This window comes from Streptomyces sp. f51 (assembly GCF_037940415.1).
GTDB lineage: Bacteria > Actinomycetota > Actinomycetes > Streptomycetales > Streptomycetaceae > Streptomyces.
In genome coordinates this window covers 7,602,350-7,624,812 of the sequence record NZ_CP149798.1, presented here as the reverse complement: position 1 = coordinate 7,624,812, position 22,463 = coordinate 7,602,350, and the positions used below count along the sequence as shown (strand labels likewise).

The window sequence follows — 22,463 nt, the reverse complement described above, 5'->3', positions numbered from 1 at the left end:
CAGCGGGGGCTTCGGTGTTTTCCGGGGATGTGCGGGCCGCGCGCGAGACCCGGGTGATCGCCGGGCACTCCCCCGCCCCGGGCGCCCTGGCAACCTCGCGCCCCCGCCCCCGGCGGCAACGCCCCCTCGTCACCAGCGGCTCCAGTGCCGCTCGACCGCCTCAGGACGCCACCTCAGGCCACTCTTGCCAGGATTCAAGAAACATTTTGCCAAGCCGGAAGGCGCGTCATAAGGAGCGGGTACCGATGTCGATCTCCGGCCTCGTCGAGCAGCAGGTCCAGGAGCGTCCCCACGCGGTCGCGGTGCACCGCCCCGGGCAGGACGACGGTGGGCGGGAGGGGGGCGGGCCGGCCGGTGAGCGGGTCGAGCTGTGCGGGCGGCGGTTCGGGCTCGGTGAGGTCGAGTCGGTGCTGAGCGCGCATCCGGCGGTGTCCGCCGCGGCGGTGTCCGTGCACGAGGACGCGGACGGCGACCGGCGGCTGGTGGCGCACGTGGTGCCGGCCGTCGTGGCCCCGGCGGCGGCCGAGGAGGAGGCGCAGAGCGCGCGGTGGAAGGAGATCCACGAAGCGCTGCACGCCCAATCCGCGGCCCGGGGGCCGGAGGACGGCTTCACCGGCGGCTGGACGGCCAGCAGTTACGACGCCCTGCCGATCCCGGCGCGGGAGCTGCGGGAGTGGCGGCAGGCCACCTTGGCCCGGATCCGGGAGCTGCCGCGCCGGCGGGTGCTGGAGATCGGTGCGGGGAGCGGGGGGCTGGCTCTCCCGCTGGCGCGCGAGAGGGAGGTCCAGGAGTACTGGGCGACCGACTTCTCCCCCGCCGCGGTCGCCGCGCTGGCCGCGCGGGTGGAGGCCGACCCGCTGCTGAGGCGGAAGGTGCGGCTGGACTGCCGTGACGCCGGGGACACCAGCGGGCTGCCCGCCGGTCACTTCGACGCGATCGTCGTCAACTCGGTGGTCCAGTACTTCCCGGGCCTCGCCCGTCTGCGGACCGTCGTGGAGCGGCTGCTGCCGCTGCTCGCCCCGGGCGGCTCGCTCCTGGTGGGCGATGTGCGCAGCCTCGACCTCGCCCGCTGTTTCCGTACCGGGATCGCGCTGGCCCGGCCGGGCGGTGCCGGGGGCGGCCGGGAGGCGCTGCTCCGTGCCATCACCCGTCGGGTCGCCGCGGAGAGCGAACTGCTGCTCTCCCCCGCCCTGTTCGGGGCGCTGGCCGGGGAACTGCCGGCGGTGCGCGCGGTCGACGTGCGGATCAAGCGGGGTGTGCATCACAACGAGCTGACGCGTTACCGCTACGACGTGGTGCTCTCCACCGCCGAGCCGGTCGCCGACCTGGCCGGTGCGCCCGTCGTGCGCTGGAGTGCGGGTGAGGGGGTGGAGGTCGTGGACCGGGTCACGGCGGCGCGGCCGGCGGTGGTGCGGCTGGCCGGGGTGCCCAACCGGCGGGTGCACGACGAGTACGCGGCGATGCGGTCCCTGTTCGATCCGCGCGAGGGCCTGGACCTGGCGCCGCAGGACGCGCCCGCCCCCGGCCCGGAGGCGCTGTGCGAGCGGGCGGAGCGTCTGGGCTACCGGGCCCTGCCGACCTGGGGCGAACGTCCCGAGCTCCTGGACCTGGTTCTCGTGGATCCCGCGCAGGTGCCCGCGGGCGTGGTGACGGGCGTGTACGCGCCGCCCGGCACCGGGACGGACGGCGGCACCGGGCCGGGCGGCGGCATCGGGGCGGGCGGCGGGGCCGGGGTGGAGGGGGGTGGCGGGTTGGCGGGGCTGGCCGGTGTTCCGGTCGCGCTGGAGCGGGCCGTGGATCTGGAGGTGGTGCTGCGTGCCCATCTCCAGGAGCGGCTGGCGGAGCACATGGTGCCCTCCGCGCTGATGGTGCTGGAGGCTTTGCCGCTGGACGCGGCCGGGGCGGTGGACCGTGCGGCGCTGGCGGTGGACGCGCGTGCCGTCGGCCGCCGGGGCACCCAGCCGGGCACGCCGGTCCAGGAGATCGTGCGGGATCTGTTCGCCGAGGTGGCGGGCCTGCCCCGGCACCGGGTGCACGCCGAGTCCGACTTCTTCCGTATCGGCGGGCACCACCTGGCCGCCCGGCTGCTGTCGCGGGTCCGCGCCACGCTGGGCGCCGACCCCGGTATCCGGGCGCTGTACGGGGCGCCGACCGCGGCCGCGTTCGCCGCGCTGGTCGGTGACGCGCCCGCGGCGGCGACCGGGCCGGGCGACACGGCCGGTGACAGCCGCGCGTTCTCGCTGCGGCTGCGCGGTCCGCTGGAGCGGCGTGCGCTGGAGGCGGCCCTGGAGGATCTGGGGCGGCGGCATCCGGTGCTGCGCAACTCCCGGCTGGGTTCGGCCGGTACCCGGCTGCGTGCCCTGGGGGCGGACGAGCACCTGCTGGAACTGGCGCTGCCCGCCGACTCGGTGGACCTGTGGTCGCATGTGCCGCTGGCCGCCGATCTGGCCCGGGCCTACGGGATGCGGGCCACCGGGGGGATCCCGCACCGCTCCCCCGCCGGGCTGGACGCGGCTCCCCGCGCGGTCTTCGGCGATCTGCCGCCCGCCGTGCTGCCGGGCAGCGGGCCGCGGCGCGGCCCCGCCTCCTACGGCACCCTGGAGTACGGCCTGGACGCGGACCTGCACGCCCGGCTCGTGCGGCTGGCGGCCGGGCAGGGCGCCACGGTGTTCATGGTGGTGCACGCGGCGCTGGTGGCTTTGCTGGGCCGGCTCGGCGCGCAGGACCCGGTCACGGTGGCCGCGCCCGTACCGGCGCGGGACACGGCCGCGCTGCGCGAGGCCGTCGGCCCCTACGCGCGGGTGCTGGCTTTGACGGTGGACACCTCGGGCGATCCCGCCTTCACCGAGCTGCTGGCCCGGGTCCGTGAGCGGGATCTGGCCGCCTACCGGGACGGGCGGGCGGCGCTGGCGGCGCTGCCCGGCGGGGTCGCGCTGGCGGTGGTGCAGGAGTGCGTGGGCCGGTTCGAGGCGGCCGGGCTGTCGGTGCGGGCCGAGCACTGCACGCCCGCGGTGCCGGCCGCGGACCTGGGGCTGACGCTGACGGAACGGCAGGGTCCCGCGGGTGAGGCGGCCGGGATCGCGGTCACCGTGACCTTCCGTCACGAGACGGTCGGCGAGAGCGCGGCCGCCTCCCTGACCGGCCGGCTGACCGCCGTCCTGCGTTCGGCCCTCGCGGCGCCCGGCGCGCGGCTGAGCCGGCTGCTTCCGCCGCCCGGTGCGGCGGACGGAAGCGGGGTGTGGGCGGGTGCGCGGCTGCCGGCCGGGCGCAGGGACGTGGCCGCGCTGTTCGCGGCGCAGGTGGCGCGGGCCCCGGGGGCGCCCGTGCTGGAGGGCCTGGACTACGCGGGCCTGGACGCCCGTTCCGATCTGCTGGCGCGTGCCCTGGCCGGGCACGGGGCCGGTCCCGGCGGCTGTGTGCTGACCGCGCTGTCCTCGCCGGCCGCCTTCGCGGTGGCCGCGGTGGCGGTGGCCAAGACCGGGGCCGCGCTGGTGCCGGCCGATCCGGCGGTGGATCCCGGCGGGTCGCCGCGCCCGGTGGTGCTGCTGCTCGACGAGACCGCGGACCTGCTGCTGCCGGCCGTGCCCGGCGCGGCCCGGCTGGTGTGCGAGGAGGCCGCCGGGCGGTGGACGCCGGCCGGGCACCGGCCGACGACACGGGCCGGTGCGATCGGGCCGGTGCGCGGCGGTGGTCCGCTGGTGCTGCTGCCCGGTGAGGACGGCACGGTCGTGGTGGGTCCCGAGGCGGTCACCGCGGCGGCGGGCGACGCGGCCTGGCTGGTGCGCGGCTATCCGGACGGGGACGCGGCGATCGGGCTGCTGGGCGTCCTGGTGGGCGGTGGGCGGGTGCACGTCCCGGACGGCTCGCTCTCCCGGGAGGTGCCGCACGAGGTGCTGGGGTGGCTCGGCCGGCAGGGGGCGCGGGTGGTGTTGGGCGGCGCCGACGACGTGCTCGGCGCGTTGGTGCCGCTGGCCCGGGCGCAGGGGGCCGGGCTGACCGTGAGCGGCGGCTGGGCCGAGGCCCGGCTCGTCGTGGAGCACACGCCCGGTGCCCCGGTGCGGCCCGCGCCCGGTCACCGCGCCTATCTCCTGGACGCGCGGCTGCGCCCGGTGGGCCCGGGCCGCACCGGTTCCCTCTACATCGCGGGGGCCGGTGTGGCCCGCGGCTATCTGGGGGCGGCGGCGGACGGCGGGCGGTTCCTGCCCGATCCGTTCGCCCCCGGCGGCGGGCCGCAGGGCGCCGCCGCCCGCATGTGGCGCACCGGCCGGGCCGCCCGGCTGGACGAGTACGGCAATCTGCGGGTGCTGGACGAGGCGGCCCCCGGCGATCCGTTCGACGACGCGGCGACCGCTTTCGTGATGCTGGCCGACGGGGCCGGCCGGCAGGCCAGATGGCCGGCGACGGCCGCCGTCCCCGAGGGCTGGCACGAGCTGCGTGCGGAGCATCTGCGGGAGGGATGACAGGGGGTGCCCCCGCGGACCGGATGGTGCCCCCGGACCGCCCCCGGGGCGGTCACGCCCGTCCCCGGGGACCGGGGGCGGTCACGTCGCGGGGACGGCCGGGGGCAGCCGCCTCCCGGTCATGCCCGGGCGTGGCCATGGGCAGCCCCTGACCTGGCCAGAGGCGATCACGCCCCGCGGGCAGCAGGGGACAGCCACGCCCCGCGAGTAGCCCAGGGCGGTCGCGTCCCCGGCGTGGCCGGGGGCGGTCAGGTTCCGGGGGTGGCCGGGGGCGGTCAGGTTCCGGGGGTGGCCGGGGTGGAGTGGGTGGCGAGGGATTCGGCGAGGATGCGCCAGATGTCGGCGGCCAGGTCGATGTTGGCGTCGGCCTGGGCCTGTTCGGCCAGGTCCCGCAGTCCCTGGACGCCGCTCTGGTCACCGGAGCGGATACGCAGCTGGTTGCGGAGGATGTCCAGGCGTACCCGGTCGCGGTAGCTCATCCGCAGCTGGGTTCCGGCGAGTTCGCCGAGCAGGGCGTGGGCCTCGTCGTAGCGGGCGGAGAGGAAGGCGACGTCGGCCTTGAGGGCGAGCAGGTCCTGGCGCAGGCCGGGGGTGCCGACGAAGGCGAGCGCGGGTTCGGCGGCGGTCAGGCAGCGTTCGGCGGCCCGGGGGTCGGGGGGCTGCTTCTGGAGGTACAGGCGGCCGGCCGCGAACCGCAGGCGCAGCCACAGGACGAGGTCCTCGCGGCTGCTGAACTTCTCCAGTGCCTCTTCCAGGTGGACCTGCGCGGCGGGGTAGTCGCCCTGGCGCAGGCGGACCGCGGCGCAGGTCCACATGGCCTCCGCCCACAGGGTGTCGCTGCGGCCGGCGACGAGTTCGGCCAGTTCGTCGGCGTGGGCGCGGGCGTCGGGCATCCGGCCGGCCTCGGCCTCCACCGAGACCAGGGCCAGCAGTACGGCGGCGCGGTCCTCGGCGTCGAGGTCGTCCTCGCGGGCGAGGTGGTGGGCGCTCATCGCGGCGTCGAGGGCCGCGGTGATCTCGCCCAGGGCGCGCAGGCAGCGGGCCAGGCGGGTCAGGCCGCGCACCCGCAGGGCGACCAGTCCGACCGATTCGCCGAGCTGTACGAGTTCCTCCAGGTACTGCCGTTCGCCGTCGTGGTCGCCCTGGAGGCGGCGCTGTGCGGCCAGTTGCCACAGGGCCTGCCAGCGCAGCACCGGTGCTTCGTGTCCTTCGGCCGCCAGGGCTTCGCGCAGGGTGTCCATGGCGCTCTGGGAGCCGGTGGAGGAGACCAGGGACAGGGCGTGGGCCAGGGAGCCGCCGGCGGGTTCCTCGAAGTCGGCGGGGTCAAGGCCGAGCCGCTGGGCGAGGTGGGCGACGGCCCGTTCGGTGGGCTGGCGTGCGCCGGACTCCAGGCGGGAGAGGTATCCGGTGGACATGCCGTCCCCGGCCAGGGCGGTCTGGGACAGCCCGCGGGCCTGTCGCAGTTTGCGGAGACGACGGCCGAAGGCGGGCTGACGCAGCATGTGACCATTCCCTGGGACGGACGGGTGGGGGGTGGCCCGTGGGGCGGGAGCGGGCGCGCCGCCCGGGCGGTGTTGTCGGGGAGCCGTCCCGAGCGTAGGCGGCCCGGCAAGGGGCGGGCAATGTTTTGCCAGACGGCGTGCCGTGGAGTTCGTGCGATCCTCACGGGTTTGTCTGGCGTTCCTCGAGCGGCTCTTGAGCGGTTGCGGGGAATATCTCAAGCACCGGGGCCGGTACCTGCACCGGCCCGTCCTCGCTCACGGGAGCTGTCCTCGTCCGCGTCCACGGGAGTCCCCCTCATGAAACACGCGGTTCCTGCCCGTCGCGCCGCCCGCGAGGCTCTCGCCGGCCGGCGGGCGCTGGTGCGTGACCGGTCGTGCGACGACGACATCGGCTGGCCCAAGAGGTGTTCTCTCCCGCGATAGTGCGGGCGCGAACGGGCGGGGCCATGTCTCAGGGCCGGGCGGCCCGCGCGGCCGCCCGGTGCAGGACCTCTGCCAGGTGGCGCGGTGCGCCGGGATCGTCGTGGGCGCCGCCGACCACCACCAGGGGCGGACGCACCCCGGCCGCGGTGAGCTGCCGGGCCAGTTCGCAGGCGAGGGCGCCGGTGCCGGAGTGACCGCCCAGGACCAGCCGGCCGCCGCCGCGGGCGAGACGGGCGAGCGCGTCGGTGTGGTCCGTGTGCCGGCCGGCGCTCAGGCGCAGCGCGGTCAGTGCCTCCGGTCCCCGGTAGTGCCGTATGAGTTCGCGGTGCCCGGTGCGCGGGGCGCCGGGGACGTCGAGCAGGCACACGGTGGCGGCCGCGGGCGCCAGCGGGCCGCGCAGCGGCACAAGGAAGTCCCTGTCCCGGGCGGGGGGACCGTCCGGGACGCGGGGGGTGGGGGTGGGGGGCAGCAGGGCCAGCGCGTCGGCGACGGTGGTGGCCGCGGTCGCCGTGGCGGGCAGCAGGCGCAGCAGCCGCACGGTGTGTTCCAGCAGGGTGCGCACCGTGCCACTGTCGATGAGGTCGCGGTCGTAGGCGCAGGTCAGGACGAGGGCGCGGCGGGTGTCGTGGCCGGCGCGCAGGCGCAGCGCGTACCCGGCGGGTGTTCCGGCGGCCTCCTGTTCCTCCAAGCGGATTCCCTGGGCGGCGAGTTCGTCGCCGCAGGCGGTCTCGGGCCGCGGGCCGCAGTCGAAGGCGAGCAGGCCCCCGGCCCGCGCCCCGGGACCGGCGCCGTCCGGTGCGCCGGCGCTGTTCCATTCGTAGGCGGACAGGTCCATCACCACATCGCGCAGGGTGTGCAGCAGGCGGGGCAGACGCAGTCCGGGGTGCAGGGCGAGGGTCAGCGGCAGCGCGTTCTCGAACGGTCCCGGGACGCCCTCGATGCCCTCCAGGAGCAGTCCGCGGCCGGGGAAGTCCAGACCGAAACCGATGGTGGCCGGAGCAGGCACGGTGGCGGGAGCGGTGGCGCCGGCGCGGTAGCGGAGCAGGGCCCACACCGCCTGGAGGACGCTGCTCTCCGCGACGCCCCAGCGTGCCGCCCAGTGGGCCAGGTGGGTACTGCGGGCCGGGGACAGCACGGTGCGCAGCACCCCGGTGGGACCACTGCCCCCCGCCACCCGGCCCCGGCCCGGGTCCGACGGCGGGGACGAGAACGGAAACGAGGGCGGGACCGGGGATGAGGGCGGGACCGGGGACGGAGCACGGTGGCGGGCGCTCCCGGGCCCGAACCCGGGGTCCTGGCCGGGGACCGGCGGGGACAAGGGCGGGGGCGCGGCAGGGCGGCGGACGCTCCCGTGGCGAAAGCCAGGGTCCTGGCCGGGGTACGGGCCGAGGTCCTGGCCGGGGTACGGGCCGAGGTCCTGGCCGGGGTACGGGCCGAGGTCCTGGCCGGGGTACGGGCCGAGGTCCTGGCCGGGGTACGGGCCGAGGTCCTGGCCGGGGTACGGGCCGAGGTCCTGGGCTGTGAGCTGGCGGGCGCAGTCGCCGAGGTCGGGACGGCGCGGGCCGCCGGGCAGGATGCCGCCGGCGAGGTAGGCGCGGCAGCATTCGCGCATCAGCAGCCGCGCGCTCCAACTGTCCAGCAGGGCACGGTGGTAGGTGAGCAGGATGTCGGTGAAGGGGGCCGCCGCGTCCTCGGGTCCGCTGTCCAGCAGGGCCACGCGTACCGCGGCCGGGCGCCGCAGGTCGAAGGCGCGGGCCCGCTCGCGCTCGCGCAGCGCCGCACGCCGGATCGCGGTGGCGTGCGGGTGGCGGACGACGTCGGTGACCGGGCGGTCGAAGACGACGGCGCGGGGCCGCGGGTCCCAGACGAAGGCGGTGCGCAGGATGCTCTCGCGCTCGCCGACGGCGTGCCAGGCCGCCGTCAGGCGTTCGGTGTCCAGGGGCCCGTACCAGCGCCAGCGCAGCTGTTCGGCCTGGTGTCCGGGCCAGGCCAGGGTGTCGGCGAGCCGGCGGCGTTGCAGCGGGGTGACCGGTTCGGTGCGGGGCAGGGTCCGGCAGGGCGGGCCCGCGGGCGCGCCGCAGGAGCCGGGTGCGGGGTCGGCGGCGGTGAGCAGGTCGGCGAGCAGGCCGACGGCCCCCGGTACGGGTGCTTGGGCGCCGGCGGGGAGTTCGACGCTGTGCAGGCCCGGTGCGTGCCGTACCAGCCGGGGTCCGGGGTGCCGGGTGCCGGGTCGGGTCTCCGCGACGCGGTGCAGGGCGCGGTGGAAGGAGGCGGGGTCCAGGGTTCCGTGCAGGTGCATGGTGCCGTGCTCGCCCCGCTCGGGGTCGATCACCGCGCACACACCGGCGGGCCGGTCACCGTCCATCGTCTCCCCCTGATTTCCGGACACCCCCCGGGGTGTGCCATCGGGCAACTGCCCTCTGGGCCCGGGGAGTCGGCGTACGGGCCCGGGCGGCCCGGCCCGTTCCACGCTAGCTCCGCACGGTGGTGGCCGTCCGTTTTCTCCAGCGGCCCCCGAACGGTCCTCGATCCGGCCCGGTTTCAGGCGCGGGCCTGGTCAGGACCCCCGGGCGTGTACCGGGGACCGGCTCAGGGCGGGGTCCGAAACGGCCTGTGCGTACGGGAGTTGCCGCCGGGTCACCGGGCGGGCGGGGCGGCTGCCGTGCTGTCGGGCACGAGCAGGTGGTGACTCCTCCCCCTGGTGAACGAGGGGGCTTCTCGCTATGCCGGTTGGGCTTGGCGACGGGCCAGCCCGGCCCGTTGAGCGCGCCCACGGTGTCGGCGTGCGTCTGGTGGTCGCAGTTCTGACAGTGGAACTTCTCCGGTGTGGGCCGGTTCTCCGCTGCGACGTGCCCGCATTCGGGGCAGGTGCGGGAGGTGTTGCGGGGGTCCACGGCGATCACTTCCCGTCCGGCGCCTTCAGCCTTGGCGTGCAGGATCGTCAGGAACACCCCATCCGGCATCTGAGATCGAGCGGTTGAGTCCGGCTTTGGGGGCGGCCCCGTTGGGCAGGAAGCCGCCCGGGATCGTGGGGTTCGGCTTCGGGGCGGGAGCTCTGAGCATATTGCGGATCTTGAGGTCTTCGTGCGCGATGAAGTCGTGATCAGGGATGGCACTGCTTGATGCGGCCCGCGGCATCGAAGCGGAGCTCGGCGATCAGTGACCAGGCCGCTCCTTCGGTACGGGCGGTGGCGCGCGGGGTGACGGCGTCGTGGTCGGCGATGACGCTGTGGGCCGTCAGCCGCAGCCCCGCGGGCAGGGCCTGGGGTGTGGTGGTGCCGGTCCAGGGGCGGGTGAGGTGATTGCTCTCGCCCCGGTTGCCCGCCGCGACCAGCGCGAGGGCCAGTTCCCTGTTGCGCTCGCGCAGGCTGCGCGCGGCCAGGAGTTCGTGCAGCCCCGCTGAGGGAGTGATAGCTGCTACGGGTTTCTTGGTCATTCATGGCTTTTTCCGGTCAGGCGTCTCAGTAGCTTGGTGTTGTGAAGCTGCTTTCGGTGTGGGCGCGTCGGCAGGGCGTGAGTTACCAGACCGCTTGGCGGTGGGTGAGGGATGGGGAGATGCTCGTGCCGGTCCGTCAGGCGCCGTCCGGGACGTGGTTGGTCGATGAGGTTGCCGCCCCGTCGTTCGGGCGCGTGGTGGCGTACTGCTGTGTGTCGTCAGCCGATCAGGGGGCCGATTTGGATCGGCAGGTCGCGCGGGTGGTGCCCGGCGCGAATGGGCTGGGCCTGGCTGTTGCGGAGGTTGTGACCGAGGTCGGGTCGGGGCTGAAGGGCGTCGCCGCAAGCTGCACCGGCTTCTCGCCGACCCGGGTACGGCTGTGATCGTGGTCGAGCACCGTGAGTGGTTGGCCCGGTTCGGCGTCGAGCATCTGGGGGCCGTGCTGTCGGTGTCCGGCCGGCGTCTGGTCGTCCTTGACCCTGCCGGGACCGCCGACGATGTGGTGCGGGACGTCACCGAGGTGCTGGCCTCGATGTGTGCCCGCCTGTACGGGCAGCGCGTGGTGAAGAACCGGGCCGCCCGCGCGGTGGCCGTGGCGACCGGCGAGGCCCTCGAGTGAAGAAGTTCCGGCCGCGGCCCGGGTTCGTGGTGCAGGCGTTCCGGTTCGCGCTGGACCCGAACGCCGCCCAGGAGCACGCGCTGCGCTCGCACTGCGGTGCGGCGCGCGCAGCGTACAACTGGGCTGTCGGATGGGTGACCGCTTCCTGGTGGCAGCGCCGGGCGGAGGAGTCCTATGGCGTCCCTGCCGACCTGCTCACCGAGTGGCGGCCGTGGTCGCTGCCGGCGCTGCGCAAGGAGTTCAACCAGGCCAAGAAGACCGACCCGCGCTTCGCTGCCTGGTGGCAGGAGAACTCCAAGGAGGCGTACTCCACCGGTCTGTCCAACGCGTCGGCCGCGTTCGACAACTACGCCAAGTCCAAGCAAGGCTGCCGTATGGGCAAGCGGGTCGGGATGCCCCGCTTCAAGTCGAAGCGGAAAGCACCCCTGTCCTGCCGGTTCACCACCGGCACGATCCGCCTCGACGCCGACGGACGTCACGTCACCCTGCCCCGCCTCGGGACGATCCGCACCCACGAGCCCACCGGCAGCCTCCTCACCCGCATCACGGTCGGGACCGCGCGGATCCTGTCCGCGACCGTCCGCCACGAACGCGGACGCTGGTTCGTCGCCTTCCAGGCGGAGGTGAAGCGCGACCTCGTCCGGGTCGCCCGGCCTGACGTGACGGTCGGCATCGACCTCGGTATCAAGACCCTGGCCGTCATGGCCGACAGCGCGGGTGAGATCCGTGAGGTCCCCAACCCGCGGCACCTGGACAGCGCCCTGAAGCAACTGCGCCGAGCCTCCCGCACGGTCTCCCGCCGCCAGGGCCCCGACCGCCGCACCGGACAAAAGGCCTCCCGCAGGTGGGAGAAAGCCAACGCCCAGCGGAACCGCGTGCACCACCGCGTCGCGAATCTCCGCGAAGACGCCCTGCACAAGCTCACCACGAGCGTTGCCGGCGAGTACGGCACCGTCGTGATCGAGGACCTCAACGTCGCCGGCATGGTGAAGAACCGGCGCCTTGCCCGGCACATCGCCGACGCCGGATTCGGCGAGATCCGCCGCCAGCTCACCTACAAAACCCGCCGGCGCCACGCCACCCGCATCATCGCGGCCGACCGCTGGTTCCCCTCCTCCAAGACCTGCTCCGGGTGCGGCACAGTGAAAGCCAAGCTGCCGCTGCACGTACGGACCTACCAATGCGACGCCTGCGGCCTGGTCATCGACCGGGACACCAACGCGGCCCGCAACCTCGCCGCCCTCGCCGCGGCAGCCTGCACGACTGGTACCGGAGTGGCCGGAGACCAGGACACCGCCCCGGCGGTGTCGAAGCCCCGTGGAGCCGACCACAAGACCCGCACCACCCGCCCCCGCCGCACGACGGGGACGGGGCGGGCAGGCGGCACAACCCTGCCGCACCAGCAGCAGACAGAAACGGGAGACCGTCCACACACCGAGCCCCTCACGCTCTGATGATGTGACGGACCTCCAGGCAGAAATGCCGGAATGCTGATACCTGACTACGGACTCAGCAACGGCTCGTTCAGCATCGGCGTCATGACGACAGGCCCTTCCTTCGTGGTCCGTCCTCGGCCCTGCGGCCGGCCCGGGCAGCATGACCGTCCGTACTGGAGCGGGGATGGAGGACCCCTCTGCCCCTCCCTCACCCGGGGCGGCGGCGGTCGGCCGACGGGCGATCCGGCCGCCCCGGTGACAGCCATGCCGGTGGCGGCCGTACCGGTAGTGGCCGCCCCCCTGGTGGGTGGCCGTGGTTCACTTCCGTCGCGGCTCCAGCGGTGCTGTAGGCGGCGTGGCCAGGCTGGCCCGGTGAGGGGTGGACCGACCGACAGGACCGCTATGACGCTGGCCGGCAGGACCGCGGCGATCAGAACCTTGACGGATGCCTTCACCGACTCCACCGAGGGGTGTTTCCGTACCGTCCTGGTGGAAGGGCCCACGGGCTGCGGCAAGAGCGCGCTCGTGCACCTGCTGGTCGAACGGGCCGCCGCCGCGGGAGCGGTGGTGCTGTGCGCGGCCGGCTCCCGGACCGGACACGGCACCGTGCGCGCCGTGATCCGCCGTGCTGCGGCCGGCCCCCGCCCCGCAGTCCCCCGCGCGGGCCGGCAGGCCGCGGAGAGCCGCGAGAACTGGGAGGGCCGGGAGGGTGTCGCGTGGCGGGCGCCCGGCGGTGAGGACGTCCTGGGGCTGTGCGCGCGGCTGCGGGAGGTGGGCGGGGGCGGTGCGCTGGTGCTGTGCGTGGACGACGTCCATCACGCCGATGCCGAGTCCCTGGCGGTCCTACGGGCTCTCGCGGGCCGTGTGCGGCCCGCCCGGACGCTGCTGGTGGTCGCCGGGACGGTCCCCCACGAAGCCGGTGATCCGGCGCTCGCGGCCGAACTGGCGGGCCGGGCGGGCTCCCGGCGCGTCCGGCTGGAGCGGCTGGCTCTTGGCGAGGTGCGCCTGCTCGCCGAGCGGGCGGGCCGCCCCGGGCAGGCCGCGTTCCTCCACGAGGCCGGCGGCGGCAACCCCCTGCTGCTGAACGCCCTGCTGGCCTCGCCGCAGCCCGCCGCCGGGCTTGCACCCAACGGCCCCGTCCCGGACACCGACGGGTTCTTCGCCCGGGCGGTGCAGGCCTGTCTGCACCGTGCCGGGGCCACCGCCGCCGCGGTCGCCCGGGCCGCCGCGCTGCTGGAGGACACCGCCACACCGGAGCGCATCGCGGAGCTGACCGGCATCGCGCCGGACGCCGTCCGCCGGGGCCTGGCCGGCCTGGGTGCCGCGGGCCTGCTCGGCGCGAACGGCATCCCGCGCCCGTCCGTGCGGGCCGTGGTCCTGGGCGCCCTGCTCGACGGACGGACCACCACCGAGACCACCGATACGACCGATGCGACCGATACGACCGAGAAGACCGGGATGACGACATGCAAAGGGTGAGGTCAGCGATGGCTTGGGACAAGAAGTTCGAGGAACTGCTGCGTGAGTACCTGCCGTTCCTGGGCGCCGGGGAACCGCTGGAGGCCGACACGGACCTGAGGCTCTCGGGCCTGGACTCGCTGGGCGCGGTGGAGCTGCTGAGCTCCCTGGAGGGCGCCTACGCGGTGCACTTCGTGGACGACGTCCTGTCCCTGGACACCTTCGCCACACCGGGGGCCCTGTGGAAGACGCTGACCCGGCTGCGGGCGGCCGCCCGCTCCCTCTGACCCGCCCGCGCCGTACGCGCCGTACGAGCCGTCTGGGCCGTACGGGCCGTCTGGGCCGTACGGGCCGTCTGGGCCGTACGGGCCGTCTGGGCCGTACGGGCCGGTTCGGCGGGCGTCCGGTGGCCGGACGGCAGGACGGCCCGGCCGGGGGGCCGGTCGGGCCGGGGCCGGGCGGGCCGTCGCTCAGGCCGCAAACAGGTCGAACGTCGAGCCGTGGCGCGGTCCCGCGAGCATGTCCAGCTGCGGGTCCACGGCCAGCATCGCCTGGTGCATGCGCTGGAGCTGCGGGGAGGGTTCCACGCCCAGCTCGTCGATGAGCCGGATGCGCAGCCTGCGGTAGACCTCCAGTGCCGTGGCCTGCCGGCCCGAGCGGTACATCGCCACCATGACCTGGGAGTGCAGGCCCTCGTGGTGCGGGTGGCGGGCGGTCAGCTCGGTCAGTTCGGCGATCAGCTGCGCGTGGCGGCCCAGCCGCAGGTCGGCGTCGATGCGCCGCTCCACGGTGACCAGCCTGCTCTCCTGGAGCCGCATCACCTCGATCTCCAGGACGGGGCCGAGCCGCACGTCGACCAGCGGCGGCCCGGTCCACAGGTCCAGTGCCGCGCCGAACCGGGCCGCGGACACCTGGTCGTCGCCCTCCACGAACGCCGCCTGTCCCTGGCGGGCCAGTTCCTCGTAGGCGTGCACGTCGACGCAGCTGCGGTCGATCTGGAGCAGGTAGCCGCCGTGCCGGGTGGCGAGAATGTCCTTGGCGCCGGACGGCGCGCCCGGGCCCATGGCCGTGCCCAGCCGTCTGCGCAGCTGGAGTATGTACGTCTGAAGGGTCGTCAGTGCGCTGGCCGGAGGCTCGGTTCCCCAGAGTTCCTCCATGAGCGTGGGAACAGGCATGACCCGTCCGGGATAGAGCGCCAGCAGCGACAGGATCTGTCGCGGCTTGCCCGCCGTCGGAACGATGGATCCCCCGTTGACCTCGGCACTCAACGGACCCAGAACCTGAATCTCCATGGTGGCCTCCCCACCTCGTCGAGTTCCTCGTCCAGTTCCTTTTGTGGCCGGAAATCTCCGCCGCTAGGCACGCTAGCCGTCTCCGTGACCCCCGAGCGTTTTCCTGTAGCGGTCCTCCAGCGGTGCTCCACACGAGGTGGTGCGCGCCGCTCCGGCGGTGCGCGGGAGACCCGCCCGCCGCCCCGAGATGAACTCCGCATTCCGCTCCGGCCCCGGGAACGGCGGGCGCTCCCGCCCGGCAAACACCCCTGTTTTTCCGGTCGCGGGCACGGATGTGGATACGGCCCGGGCCGTACGCGGGGACGGGGTGCAAAGTGCGGGGTGCGGGGATGGGATGCGGGTGCGGGGATGGGGTGCGGGGTGCGGGTGCAGGGGTGGTGTGCCGGGGGCTGGGGGCGGGGTCAGTCCAGGGTGAGTTCCTCGCCGACCGATCGTTCGCGGGCGCGGGCGATGACCAGGGCCGCGGCCGCGGCGTCCTGCACCGCCACGCCGACCGACTTGTAGAGGGTGATCTGGTCGGGTGCGGTGCGTCCCGGCTTGCTGCCGGTGAGGAGTTCGCCGATCTCGGCGTGCACGTGCCCGGCGGTGATGAGCCCGTCGCGGATGGGTGCGAGCAGGTCGTTGCTGCCCCCGAAGTCCGGGGAGAGCACGGCCTGGCGGGATTCGACGCACACCAGTGCCTCGGCGATGGTGGCGTCGTCGATCTCGCGGCCGGCCGGGTTGAATCCCACGGACGTGATGTGCACCCCGGGGGTCAGCCAGGGGCGGCGGATGACGGGTTCGACGGCGTGGGTCGTCGCGGCGGCGATGTCCGCGCCGTCGAGGGCCTGGGCGTAGCCGGCGACGGCCAGGACGTCGGCCTCCAGCACGGCGGAGAGTTCCTCGGCCAGTGCGGCGGCCTTCGCCGGGTCGCGGCCGGCCACGCGGATCTGCCGGATCGGGCGGACCCGGCAGATCGCGCGGGCGTGGGAGCGGGCCTGGACGCCGGTGCCCAGCACGGCCAGCACCTGCGCGTCCGGGCGGGCCAGCAGCCGGGCCGAGAGCGCGGAGCCGGCGCCGGTGCGCGCCGCGGTGATGGCCGTGCCGTCCAGCAGGGCGGCGGGCTCGCCGGTGTCCGGGTCGAACGCCACGATCAGCGCCTGGTGGGTGGGCCGTGCTGTCCCCTCGTTGTGCGGGAAGAGGGAGACCAGTTTGGTCATGAGCACCCTGGAGGAGGGCAGGAAGCCCGGCATGGCGGCCAGGAACCCGTCGCGGTCGGCGACCCGGGCGGCGACCCGGGCGGGCACCGAGGCGCGGCCCGTGCTGAGGTCCGCCATCGCCGAGGCCAGGGCGTCGATCAGCGCGTCGGTGGAGAGCAGGGACTCGACCTGCGAGCGGCCCAGAACCAGCATGCGCTTCAGCCTCCCGGCACCGGCGGTGCGGCCGGCAGCCGCGCCGCCCCTCAGCGTCGGCGCCGCGCCCCGGCCGCCCGGTCCCGACACGCGGTGCCCGCCGGGCACGTTCATCCGTACGCGCCCGCACCCGCCGGCGGGCAGGCACCCCGGCACACGGCCGCCCCGTCCCGCGGCGTCCCGTCCCGCGGTGTGCCAGGAGGGGCGGGGCGGGGTGGGTCAGAGTGGTGCGGCGGCCGGCGTGGGGGCGGTGGGGTGGGGTGCGCCGACGGGTTCGGGCAGGGTGATGGTGCGGGGGGCGGAGCGGTCCCAGGGGAAGCCCTGGTGCAGTTCCAGGTGCGGGGCGGGGCCGTCGTCGGCGGGCAGGGCCACCGCGGCCAGCACGCCGGGCAGCGGTTCCAGTTCCAGCAGCCTCCAGCGTCCGCCGAGGTCGTCGGGGGGCGGCTGGAAGGCGAGCACGCCCCGGTCGTCGTCCAGGGTGAAGGCGAACTCGTCGAAGGGCAGCCCCAGTCCCAGTCCGCGGGCTTTGGAGTAGGCCTCCTTCAGGGTCCACAGCCGCAGCACCCGGCGGTCCCGCTGCCGCCCGGGGGGTGCCTGGGCGGCCCAGTGCTGCTCCTGGGCGGTGAAGGTGGTCAGGATGGTCTCCAGGGCGCCCGCCTCCCGGTCCAGGCACTCGACGTCGACTCCGACGCGCTGCCTGCGGACGATGCCGAGCAGGCTGTAGCCGCCCGCGTGGGAGAGGTTGAAGTCGAGGTGGCCGCCGCCTCTGGGCAGGCCGCCGGGCAGCGGCTGGAGGAAGGGGCGGCCGCGTGAGGAGCGCCAGATGACCAGTTCGGCCTCGCCGAGGCCGGCCTCCAGCGCCAGCGCGCGGCGGACCAGGGTGTGGGCGACGAGGTATTGCCGGCGGTCGCGTTCGAAGAGGAACCGGGCGGCGGTCGCGTTCTCGCGTTCGTCGAGCCAGTGCGAGGCCAGCAGGCCGGCGACGGCGGGAGGGAGGGCGTCGTTGGGGCACAGCCACAGCGTCACCGGGGGCACCGTCGCGTGGTGCGGGGCACTGCCGGCGCCGGGCGGCCCCGGTGCGGTGAGGGTCATCGTGTGGGGTTCCAGTCCGTCTCGGTTCGCCGTCCCGCTGCGGACGGGGCGAGGGGGCGGCACGGTGCCGCCGGGGCCGAAAGCAGGCGCGGAGCCGGCCGGGGCCGCCGCCGTCGGCGTGCCCGGGGCGGGCCGGTTCCGCGAAGGGTGCGGTGTCCGTTCAGGTCTGGCGGTCTGACAGGAACGCGGCGGCCTCGTCGACGCCGATCCGGTCGCCGCGCACCGCGTCGAGGAGCGCGAGCACCTCCTGCCGGGACAGCGCGGGCCGCTCCCGCACCGCGGCCGCCGGCAGGCGCGGCACCGCGGCCTCCGGCGGGCCCGGCGGCGCGGGCACGGCGGCCGGCACACCGCCACCGGGGTCCGCCGCCCCACCGTCCGCCGCCGCACGGTCCGCCGCAGGCGCTGGTGCCAGGGGGGCCGGTGCCTCTGCGGGGGCCGGGGCGGTGGCGGGGGCTGGTGCCGCGGGGGCCGGGGTGTCCCGGGTGCGGGAGGCGATGTAGGCGGCCATCGCGGCGAGACCGGGATGCTCGTGGACGGTGACGGGGCGTTCGCTCAGGCCGTAGGCGCGGTTGACGCCGGCGGCGAAGTCGGCCGCCAGGATGGAGTCGATGCCCAGTTCCGCGAAGGAGGCGCCGCCGTCGATCTCCCACGGGTCGCAGTGCAGGATCCGGGCCAGCTGGTGGCGCAGCACCTCCAGGACCGCGGCCGCCGCACCGGGGTCCCGGTCCGCGGGAGCCTGTTCCGTGCCCCGGCGCAGGGCCGCCAGGTGCCGGGCGAGGAGGGCCGGGGTGGCGTACTGGTAGAGGTCCGCGCCGGCGATCCGGACACCGAAGCTCCGGCCGATGGCCGAGACGAACTCGATGGTGAGCAGGGAGTCGAGGCCCAGGACGGAGAAGGGCTGTTCGGGGTCGACCCGGTCGGGGGCGGCGTGCACGACACCGGCCAGCACGGCGGTGAGCTCGGCGAGGATGTCTCCGTGGCCGTCGGATGATGCCGTCGGCTCGCTGGTCATCAGGTCGTCCCTTCGTGGTTGCCCCGGCCTTCGGACCGGGTGGGGGTACCTCCCCCCCTGCACAGGGGTGAAGACGAAACTCCCGCCGGGGCCAGGCCACATCAAGCGGGCCGCGGGCAAGCGAGGCGGGACGGGCTGGGGCGGGGCGATACGGGGCGAGGTGGGAGCGGCCCTATCGCTGCTGCCGGAGCAGGCCCGGCCGGCCCGGGCCGGCCCGGGGGCCTAGCGGCCGGTGCTCTGGGGTGCGGCGCTCTGTGCGGTGCTCTGTGGGGTGCTCTGTGGGGTGCTCTGTGGGGTGCCCGGCCGGTATCCGGCGCGGGCGGCGCGGGGCGGGGTGGGTGCGGTCTCGGGCGCGGCCATCAGGATCGAGTGCTGGAGCCGGCGCAGCCGCGGGGAGGGTTCCAGGCCCAGGTCGCGGCCGAGGGTGGTGCGCAGGTGCGTGTAGGCGTGGAGCGCCTCGCCGCGCCGCCCCGAGCGGTGCAGCGCGATCATGAACTGGGCGTGCAGGTTCTCGTGGTTGCGGTAACGGCTGGTCAGGACGGTGAGTTCGGCGAGGACTTCGCGGTGCCGGCCCAGGTGCAGGTCGGCCTCGATGCGCTGGTCCAGTGCGCACAGCCGGCTCTCGTCCAGGCGCCTGGCCTCCATGGCGAGCTGGGCTCCGGTCTGCACGTCCGCGAAGGCCGGCCCCGACCACAGGTCCAGGGCGGCGCCGAGGTGACGGGAGGCGCCCGGGAAGTCGCCGGCGTCCATGGCCCGGTAGCCCAGTCCGGCCAGGCGGTCGAACTCGCGGACGTCGCTGGTGCCGCCGCCGGCGGCGAGGAGATAGCCGCCCGGCAGGGTGACCAGGACGTCCTTGGCACTGCGGCGCCCGGGACCGCCACCGGGACCAGAGCCGGGACCGGGACCGCCACCGGGTCCGACACCGGGGCTGCCGTGACCGGGGGCGGGCTGCGGTGCGGCGGTGCGGGCCAGCGCGGCGCCGATGAGTTCGCGCAGTTGCAGCACGTAGGTTTGCAGGGTGGTGCGGGCGCTGCGCGGCGGGCGGCCCGACCACAGTTCCTCGATGAGCGAGGCGACCGGCACCACCCGGTCCGCGTGCACGGCCAGCAGGGCCAGCACCTGGCGGGGCTTGGGTGCCGTCGGGGCGACGGACACCCCGTTCTCCCGCACGTCCAGTGCACCTAATACGTCGATGTCCACGCCGTCTCCCCTGTCCCCGTGCGCTGCTGACACTCCGACGATTAAAAAACAGCGCAGGCGGTATGTCAATACGAGACCGATCGCCCTGTTTCCAGGAGTGTTCCAGCGGCTGTGCAGCGGTCCTCGATGACGGCCGCTGACATGCAACTCCCCCGGGAAAGCGGCCGTGTTCGCGTCCCGTACGCACCCCTGCGGGCCGGTATGCACCCCCGGGTCCGGGGGTGCGGGCCCGGGGAGAGTAGACCGGAATCCGTGCCTGACCTCTCCTCAAACAGACCGGTAGGTCTTCTCGTTGTGTGCCGGGCGGTCGTCTCAGCGCCGGCCGTGCACTGCGCGGCGGCCGTCGCGCAGCCACCAGCGGGGGCCGCCGGCCGGCGGGGCCGGTGTCCGCTCGCGGGCGGGCCGGGCGCGCAGGGCCAGCAGTACGACGGTCAGCGCGGCCAGTTCCTCCTCGGTCGCGGTGCCCCGCTCGACGCGCAGGGCCGGCCGGCCGGGGTTCGTGTCACCCATGACGCCTCCTCTTTGGGCGCCACCCTCGGCCAGGCCGCTCAAGAAACGCTCTCGGCCCGCTGGACGGCCGGACGCCTCCGGACGGCGCGGGCGGCGCGGGCGGCGCGGGCGGCCCGAACTGTTCGAGTGGCTGGGGTGGTTCGGGCGGGCCGGGCGGAGAGGGGTGAGCCCGATGAGGCGGGTGGCCCGGGCCGTCCGCGCGGCCCGGGCGCCCCTGGGGGTGCGGGTGGTGGTCAGGTGCTGCGGGTGCGGATCGCCAGCAGGGCCCGGGACAGTGCGTGCGCGCTCTCCGCGGCGCCGCCGAGCCCGGTCATGACCACGGCCGGCGGACGGCGCAGCAGGTGTGCCGCGCCGCGGGCGATCTCGTGGGCGGCGGGGCCGGCCGGTCCGGCGCCGCACACGGTCAGCCGTCCTCCGTCGCCGAGCAGTTCCGGCAGGGCGTCGGGGGGCATCCGCTCCTGCGCGGCGGTGGCGGTCAGCGACACGATGCGTTCGGGTCCCTCGTACTGGCGCAGGAACGCGTTGTAGGTGCCGGGGGTGACGCCGGGGACGGTGACCAGGCAGACGAGGTCCGCCTCGGGGTCCCCGGCCCGCAGCACCGCGAGCGTGGGGCCGGCGGCGGGCGGCGGGGGCGGTGCGATGGCGGGGACCTGTGCGCTGTCCAGCAGGTCCAGGGCGTCGGCGACGGTGGCCGGCTCGTGCGGGCGGCCGGGCAGGCCGTGCAGCAGCTGCACGGCCTGCGCGAGGGTGCTGGAGGCGTCGGTGTCGGTGAATCTGGAGCGGTCGTAGAGGGCGTCCAGCACGAGGGCGTCCTGGGTGTCGTGGTGCGCGAGGAGGGTGAGGGGCACGGTGGTGGCGCCCTGGGCGCTCTGCGGGGCGCCCACCCCGATGCCCTGCGCGGCGAGCTGGAGGCGCAGGTTCTGGGGCAGGCCGGGATGGGTGTCGAAGCGGACGGCCGTCTCGGTGAGGCGGGAGCCCGGGGCGCGTCCGCTCCACTCCCGCACCCGCTCGCCGCTCACCCAGGCGTAGGCGGTCAGGTCAAGGGCCGCGTCCCGCACCCGTAGCAGCAGGTCCGCCAGCGGGGCGGACGCCTCGACGGTGACGGTCATCGGCAGTGCGTCGCCCAGCAGTCCGGGCACCCCGGCGGCGGAGCGCAGCGGCAGGTCCCGTCCCGACAGGTGCACGCCGAAGGCCACCGGCAGCGGCCCCGTCGTCCCGGCCGCCCGGTACAGCAGCAGCGCCCACACCAAGTGCAGGGCGCTGCTCTCCCCCGCGCCGCGGCTCGCGGCCCAGGACCGCAGCCGGGCGCTCTGCGCCGGGCCGAGCCGGCGCTGGATCCGGCCCGTCCCCGCGGCGTGCAGGAGCAGCGGCGCGGGGCGGGCGGGGCTGACGGCGGCACGGGCGGGCGGTGCGGCGGCGGTCCAGAACTCCCGTGCGCCGGCCGGGTCCTGGCGGGCCAGCCAGGACGCCTGGTCGCGGATGTCGGGCCGCCGGTCCGCGCCGGGCAGCACGCCGCCGGCGAGGTAGGAACGGTAGAACTGGCGCACCAGCAGCCGGGCCCCGCGCTCGTCGAGCAGGGCCCGGTGGTAGGTCACCAGCAGCCGGGTGGGCGCCGTGCCGGCGGGGCCGGCCGGATCCGGCGGCGGCCCCTGGAGCAGGGACACCCGCAGCAGGCCCGGCCGGTACAGCTCGAAGCCGCGCTCGCGCTCGCGGCGCAGCAGTTCCTCCCAGCCGCCGCCGGTGTGCGGGTGGTGCACGACCTCGACGGCCGCACGGTCGTGGAGCACCAGGCGGGGGGTGCCGGTCCAGTCGAAGGACGCGCGCAGCACCGCCTCCCGCTCGGCGACGGACTGCCAGGAGGCGGTGAAGCGGGTGAGGTCCAGCGGGCCGGTCCAGTCCCAGTGGATCTGCTCCACGAGGCGTCCGGGGCCGCCCCTGGCGCCGAGCGCCGCCTCCAGCAGCGCCCGCTGGTGCCCGCCGACCGCGACGGTGCCCGCGACCAGCGGCGCCAGCAGATCGGCCAGCAGATCCCCGGACAACGGCGAACCCCCACCCCCCGGACCGGCCGGGGTGCCCGGGGTGCCCGGGGCGAGGGGAGTCAGCCGCAGGACATGACGCCCCCGCCCCCCGGGCTCCGGCACACCGCCGGAAGCACCGGAAGCACCGGGCAGGCCGGGCACGCCGGATGCAACGGATACGCCGGGCGTGCCGGGCGTGCCGAAAGCGTCGGGGGTGCCGGGCGTGCCGGAAACGCCGGGGGCGTCGGGGGTACCGGAAACGCCGGGGGCGTCGGGGGTGCCGGGGGCCCCGGACGGGCTGGGGACCTCGGGTGTGCCGAACTGGCCGGGGGTGTCGGGTGGGTTGGGGGTGTCGTCGAGTTCGACGTCGTAGGCGCGGTGGCTTCTCGCGACGCGGGCGGCGACCGCCTCGGCGTCGGTGCGGGCCGGTCCGCACAGTTCGAGGACCAGCGGTGCACCGTCGTGGGTGCCCGGCGGTTCGTGCACGACGGCGAGAACGGCGCCGTCGTGCCAGTGATGACTCCTCATCCACCCCCCGGGGTGCCGGACGGCTTGCCGCAGCAGAGTCCGCCGATCACCCCGACCTCCTTTTCGAATCGTTTCTGCACGGCCGG

At 75.5% G+C, this 22,463-nt stretch carries 14 protein-coding genes and 2 pseudogenes; 5 read left to right on the top strand and 11 right to left on the bottom strand.

All coding sequences use genetic code 11. The features are described 5' to 3' along the window. Positions 1–245 precede the first annotated feature (245 nt). Positions 246–4,460 carry a methyltransferase gene (locus tag WJM95_RS33225; protein WP_339134523.1) on the top strand — a complete coding sequence of 1,405 codons (4,215 nt, stop codon included), beginning with the start codon at positions 246–248 and terminating at the stop codon, positions 4,458–4,460. 275 nt (positions 4,461–4,735) lie between these two features. On the opposite strand, the gene WJM95_RS33220 is transcribed toward WJM95_RS33225, so the two are convergent. The 4 genes and pseudogenes from WJM95_RS33220 to WJM95_RS33205 all read right to left on the bottom strand — a co-directional run bounded on the left by WJM95_RS33220 (position 4,736) and on the right by WJM95_RS33205 (position 9,821). Next, a complete protein-coding gene (locus WJM95_RS33220) occupies positions 4,736–5,962 on the bottom strand; it encodes a helix-turn-helix domain-containing protein (protein WP_339134521.1) in 1,227 nt (408 codons plus the stop codon). 451 nt (positions 5,963–6,413) lie between these two features. Then, positions 6,414–8,774, bottom strand: coding sequence for a hypothetical protein (locus WJM95_RS33215; protein ID WP_339134519.1), 2,361 nt, complete (start codon positions 8,772–8,774; stop codon positions 6,414–6,416). 332 nt (positions 8,775–9,106) lie between these two features. Beyond that, positions 9,107–9,490 (bottom strand): annotated as a pseudogene (locus WJM95_RS33210) (transposase); the annotation flags it as partial. Beyond that, positions 9,489–9,821: a hypothetical protein gene (locus tag WJM95_RS33205; protein WP_339134517.1), complete on the bottom strand. Its 333-nt coding sequence runs from the start codon at positions 9,819–9,821 to the stop codon at positions 9,489–9,491. The gene WJM95_RS33205 and the pseudogene WJM95_RS33210, both read right to left, overlap by 2 nt. A 41-nt stretch (positions 9,822–9,862) precedes the next feature. Between WJM95_RS33205 and WJM95_RS33200 the strand changes: the two are divergent. The 4 genes and pseudogenes from WJM95_RS33200 to WJM95_RS33185 all read left to right on the top strand — a co-directional run bounded on the left by WJM95_RS33200 (position 9,863) and on the right by WJM95_RS33185 (position 13,621). Next, a pseudogene (locus tag WJM95_RS33200) lies at positions 9,863–10,440 on the top strand (IS607 family transposase). Then, entirely contained in the window at positions 10,437–11,894 is a 1,458-nt protein-coding gene (tnpB, locus tag WJM95_RS33195) for an IS607 family element RNA-guided endonuclease TnpB (RefSeq protein ID WP_339134515.1), read from the top strand. Before WJM95_RS33200 ends, tnpB begins: the two are co-directional and overlap by 4 nt. Positions 11,895–11,927: 33 nt before the next feature. Next, positions 11,928–13,355 (top strand): ATP-binding protein, encoded by a 1,428-nt coding sequence (locus WJM95_RS33190; RefSeq protein ID WP_339134513.1) that lies wholly within the window; start codon positions 11,928–11,930, stop codon positions 13,353–13,355. An 8-nt stretch (positions 13,356–13,363) separates the two neighbouring features. Then, positions 13,364–13,621: an acyl carrier protein gene (locus WJM95_RS33185; RefSeq protein ID WP_339134511.1), complete on the top strand. Its 258-nt coding sequence runs from the start codon at positions 13,364–13,366 to the stop codon at positions 13,619–13,621. Positions 13,622–13,804: 183 nt separating this feature from the next. On the opposite strand, the gene WJM95_RS33180 is transcribed toward WJM95_RS33185, so the two are convergent. The 7 genes from WJM95_RS33180 to WJM95_RS33150 all read right to left on the bottom strand — a co-directional run bounded on the left by WJM95_RS33180 (position 13,805) and on the right by WJM95_RS33150 (position 22,377). Then, complete coding sequence (locus WJM95_RS33180) at positions 13,805–14,626, bottom strand: AfsR/SARP family transcriptional regulator (protein ID WP_339134509.1); 822 nt, start codon at positions 14,624–14,626, stop codon at positions 13,805–13,807. Positions 14,627–15,027: 401 nt separating this feature from the next. After that, positions 15,028–16,017, bottom strand: coding sequence for an ornithine cyclodeaminase family protein (locus WJM95_RS33175; protein WP_339134507.1), 990 nt, complete (start codon positions 16,015–16,017; stop codon positions 15,028–15,030). A gap of 219 nt (positions 16,018–16,236) precedes the next feature. Continuing rightward, positions 16,237–17,109 carry a 4'-phosphopantetheinyl transferase superfamily protein gene (locus WJM95_RS33170; protein ID WP_339134505.1) on the bottom strand — a complete coding sequence of 291 codons (873 nt, stop codon included), beginning with the start codon at positions 17,107–17,109 and terminating at the stop codon, positions 16,237–16,239. Positions 17,110–17,269: 160 nt separating this feature from the next. Then, positions 17,270–18,121: a phosphopantetheine-binding protein gene (locus WJM95_RS33165; RefSeq protein WP_339134503.1), complete on the bottom strand. Its 852-nt coding sequence runs from the start codon at positions 18,119–18,121 to the stop codon at positions 17,270–17,272. A gap of 222 nt (positions 18,122–18,343) precedes the next feature. Beyond that, entirely contained in the window at positions 18,344–19,321 is a 978-nt protein-coding gene (locus tag WJM95_RS33160; protein ID WP_339136008.1) for an AfsR/SARP family transcriptional regulator, read from the bottom strand. Between the two features lie 312 nt (positions 19,322–19,633). After that, positions 19,634–19,831 (bottom strand): acyl-CoA carboxylase subunit epsilon, encoded by a 198-nt coding sequence (locus WJM95_RS33155; RefSeq protein WP_339134501.1) that lies wholly within the window; start codon positions 19,829–19,831, stop codon positions 19,634–19,636. Positions 19,832–20,064: 233 nt separating this feature from the next. Continuing rightward, positions 20,065–22,377: a condensation domain-containing protein gene (locus WJM95_RS33150; RefSeq protein WP_339134499.1), complete on the bottom strand. Its 2,313-nt coding sequence runs from the start codon at positions 22,375–22,377 to the stop codon at positions 20,065–20,067. Between the last annotated feature and the right edge of the window lie 86 nt (positions 22,378–22,463).

Coding starts and splice junctions, on each gene's coding strand:
- WJM95_RS33155 (WP_339134501.1), bottom strand. CDS start 19,831: ATGGGTGACACGAACCCCGGCCGGCCGGCCCTGCGCGTCGAGCGGGGC.
- WJM95_RS33150 (WP_339134499.1), bottom strand. CDS start 22,377: ATGAGGAGTCATCACTGGCACGACGGCGCCGTTCTCGCCGTCGTGCAC.
- WJM95_RS33170 (WP_339134505.1), bottom strand. CDS start 17,109: ATGACCCTCACCGCACCGGGGCCGCCCGGCGCCGGCAGTGCCCCGCAC.
- WJM95_RS33185 (WP_339134511.1), top strand. CDS start 13,364: ATGGCTTGGGACAAGAAGTTCGAGGAACTGCTGCGTGAGTACCTGCCG.
- WJM95_RS33165 (WP_339134503.1), bottom strand. CDS start 18,121: ATGACCAGCGAGCCGACGGCATCATCCGACGGCCACGGAGACATCCTC.
- WJM95_RS33180 (WP_339134509.1), bottom strand. CDS start 14,626: ATGGAGATTCAGGTTCTGGGTCCGTTGAGTGCCGAGGTCAACGGGGGA.
- WJM95_RS33175 (WP_339134507.1), bottom strand. CDS start 16,017: ATGCTGGTTCTGGGCCGCTCGCAGGTCGAGTCCCTGCTCTCCACCGAC.
- WJM95_RS33225 (WP_339134523.1), top strand. CDS start 246: ATGTCGATCTCCGGCCTCGTCGAGCAGCAGGTCCAGGAGCGTCCCCAC.
- WJM95_RS33190 (WP_339134513.1), top strand. CDS start 11,928: ATGCTGATACCTGACTACGGACTCAGCAACGGCTCGTTCAGCATCGGC.
- WJM95_RS33220 (WP_339134521.1), bottom strand. CDS start 5,962: ATGCTGCGTCAGCCCGCCTTCGGCCGTCGTCTCCGCAAACTGCGACAG.
- WJM95_RS33205 (WP_339134517.1), bottom strand. CDS start 9,821: ATGACCAAGAAACCCGTAGCAGCTATCACTCCCTCAGCGGGGCTGCAC.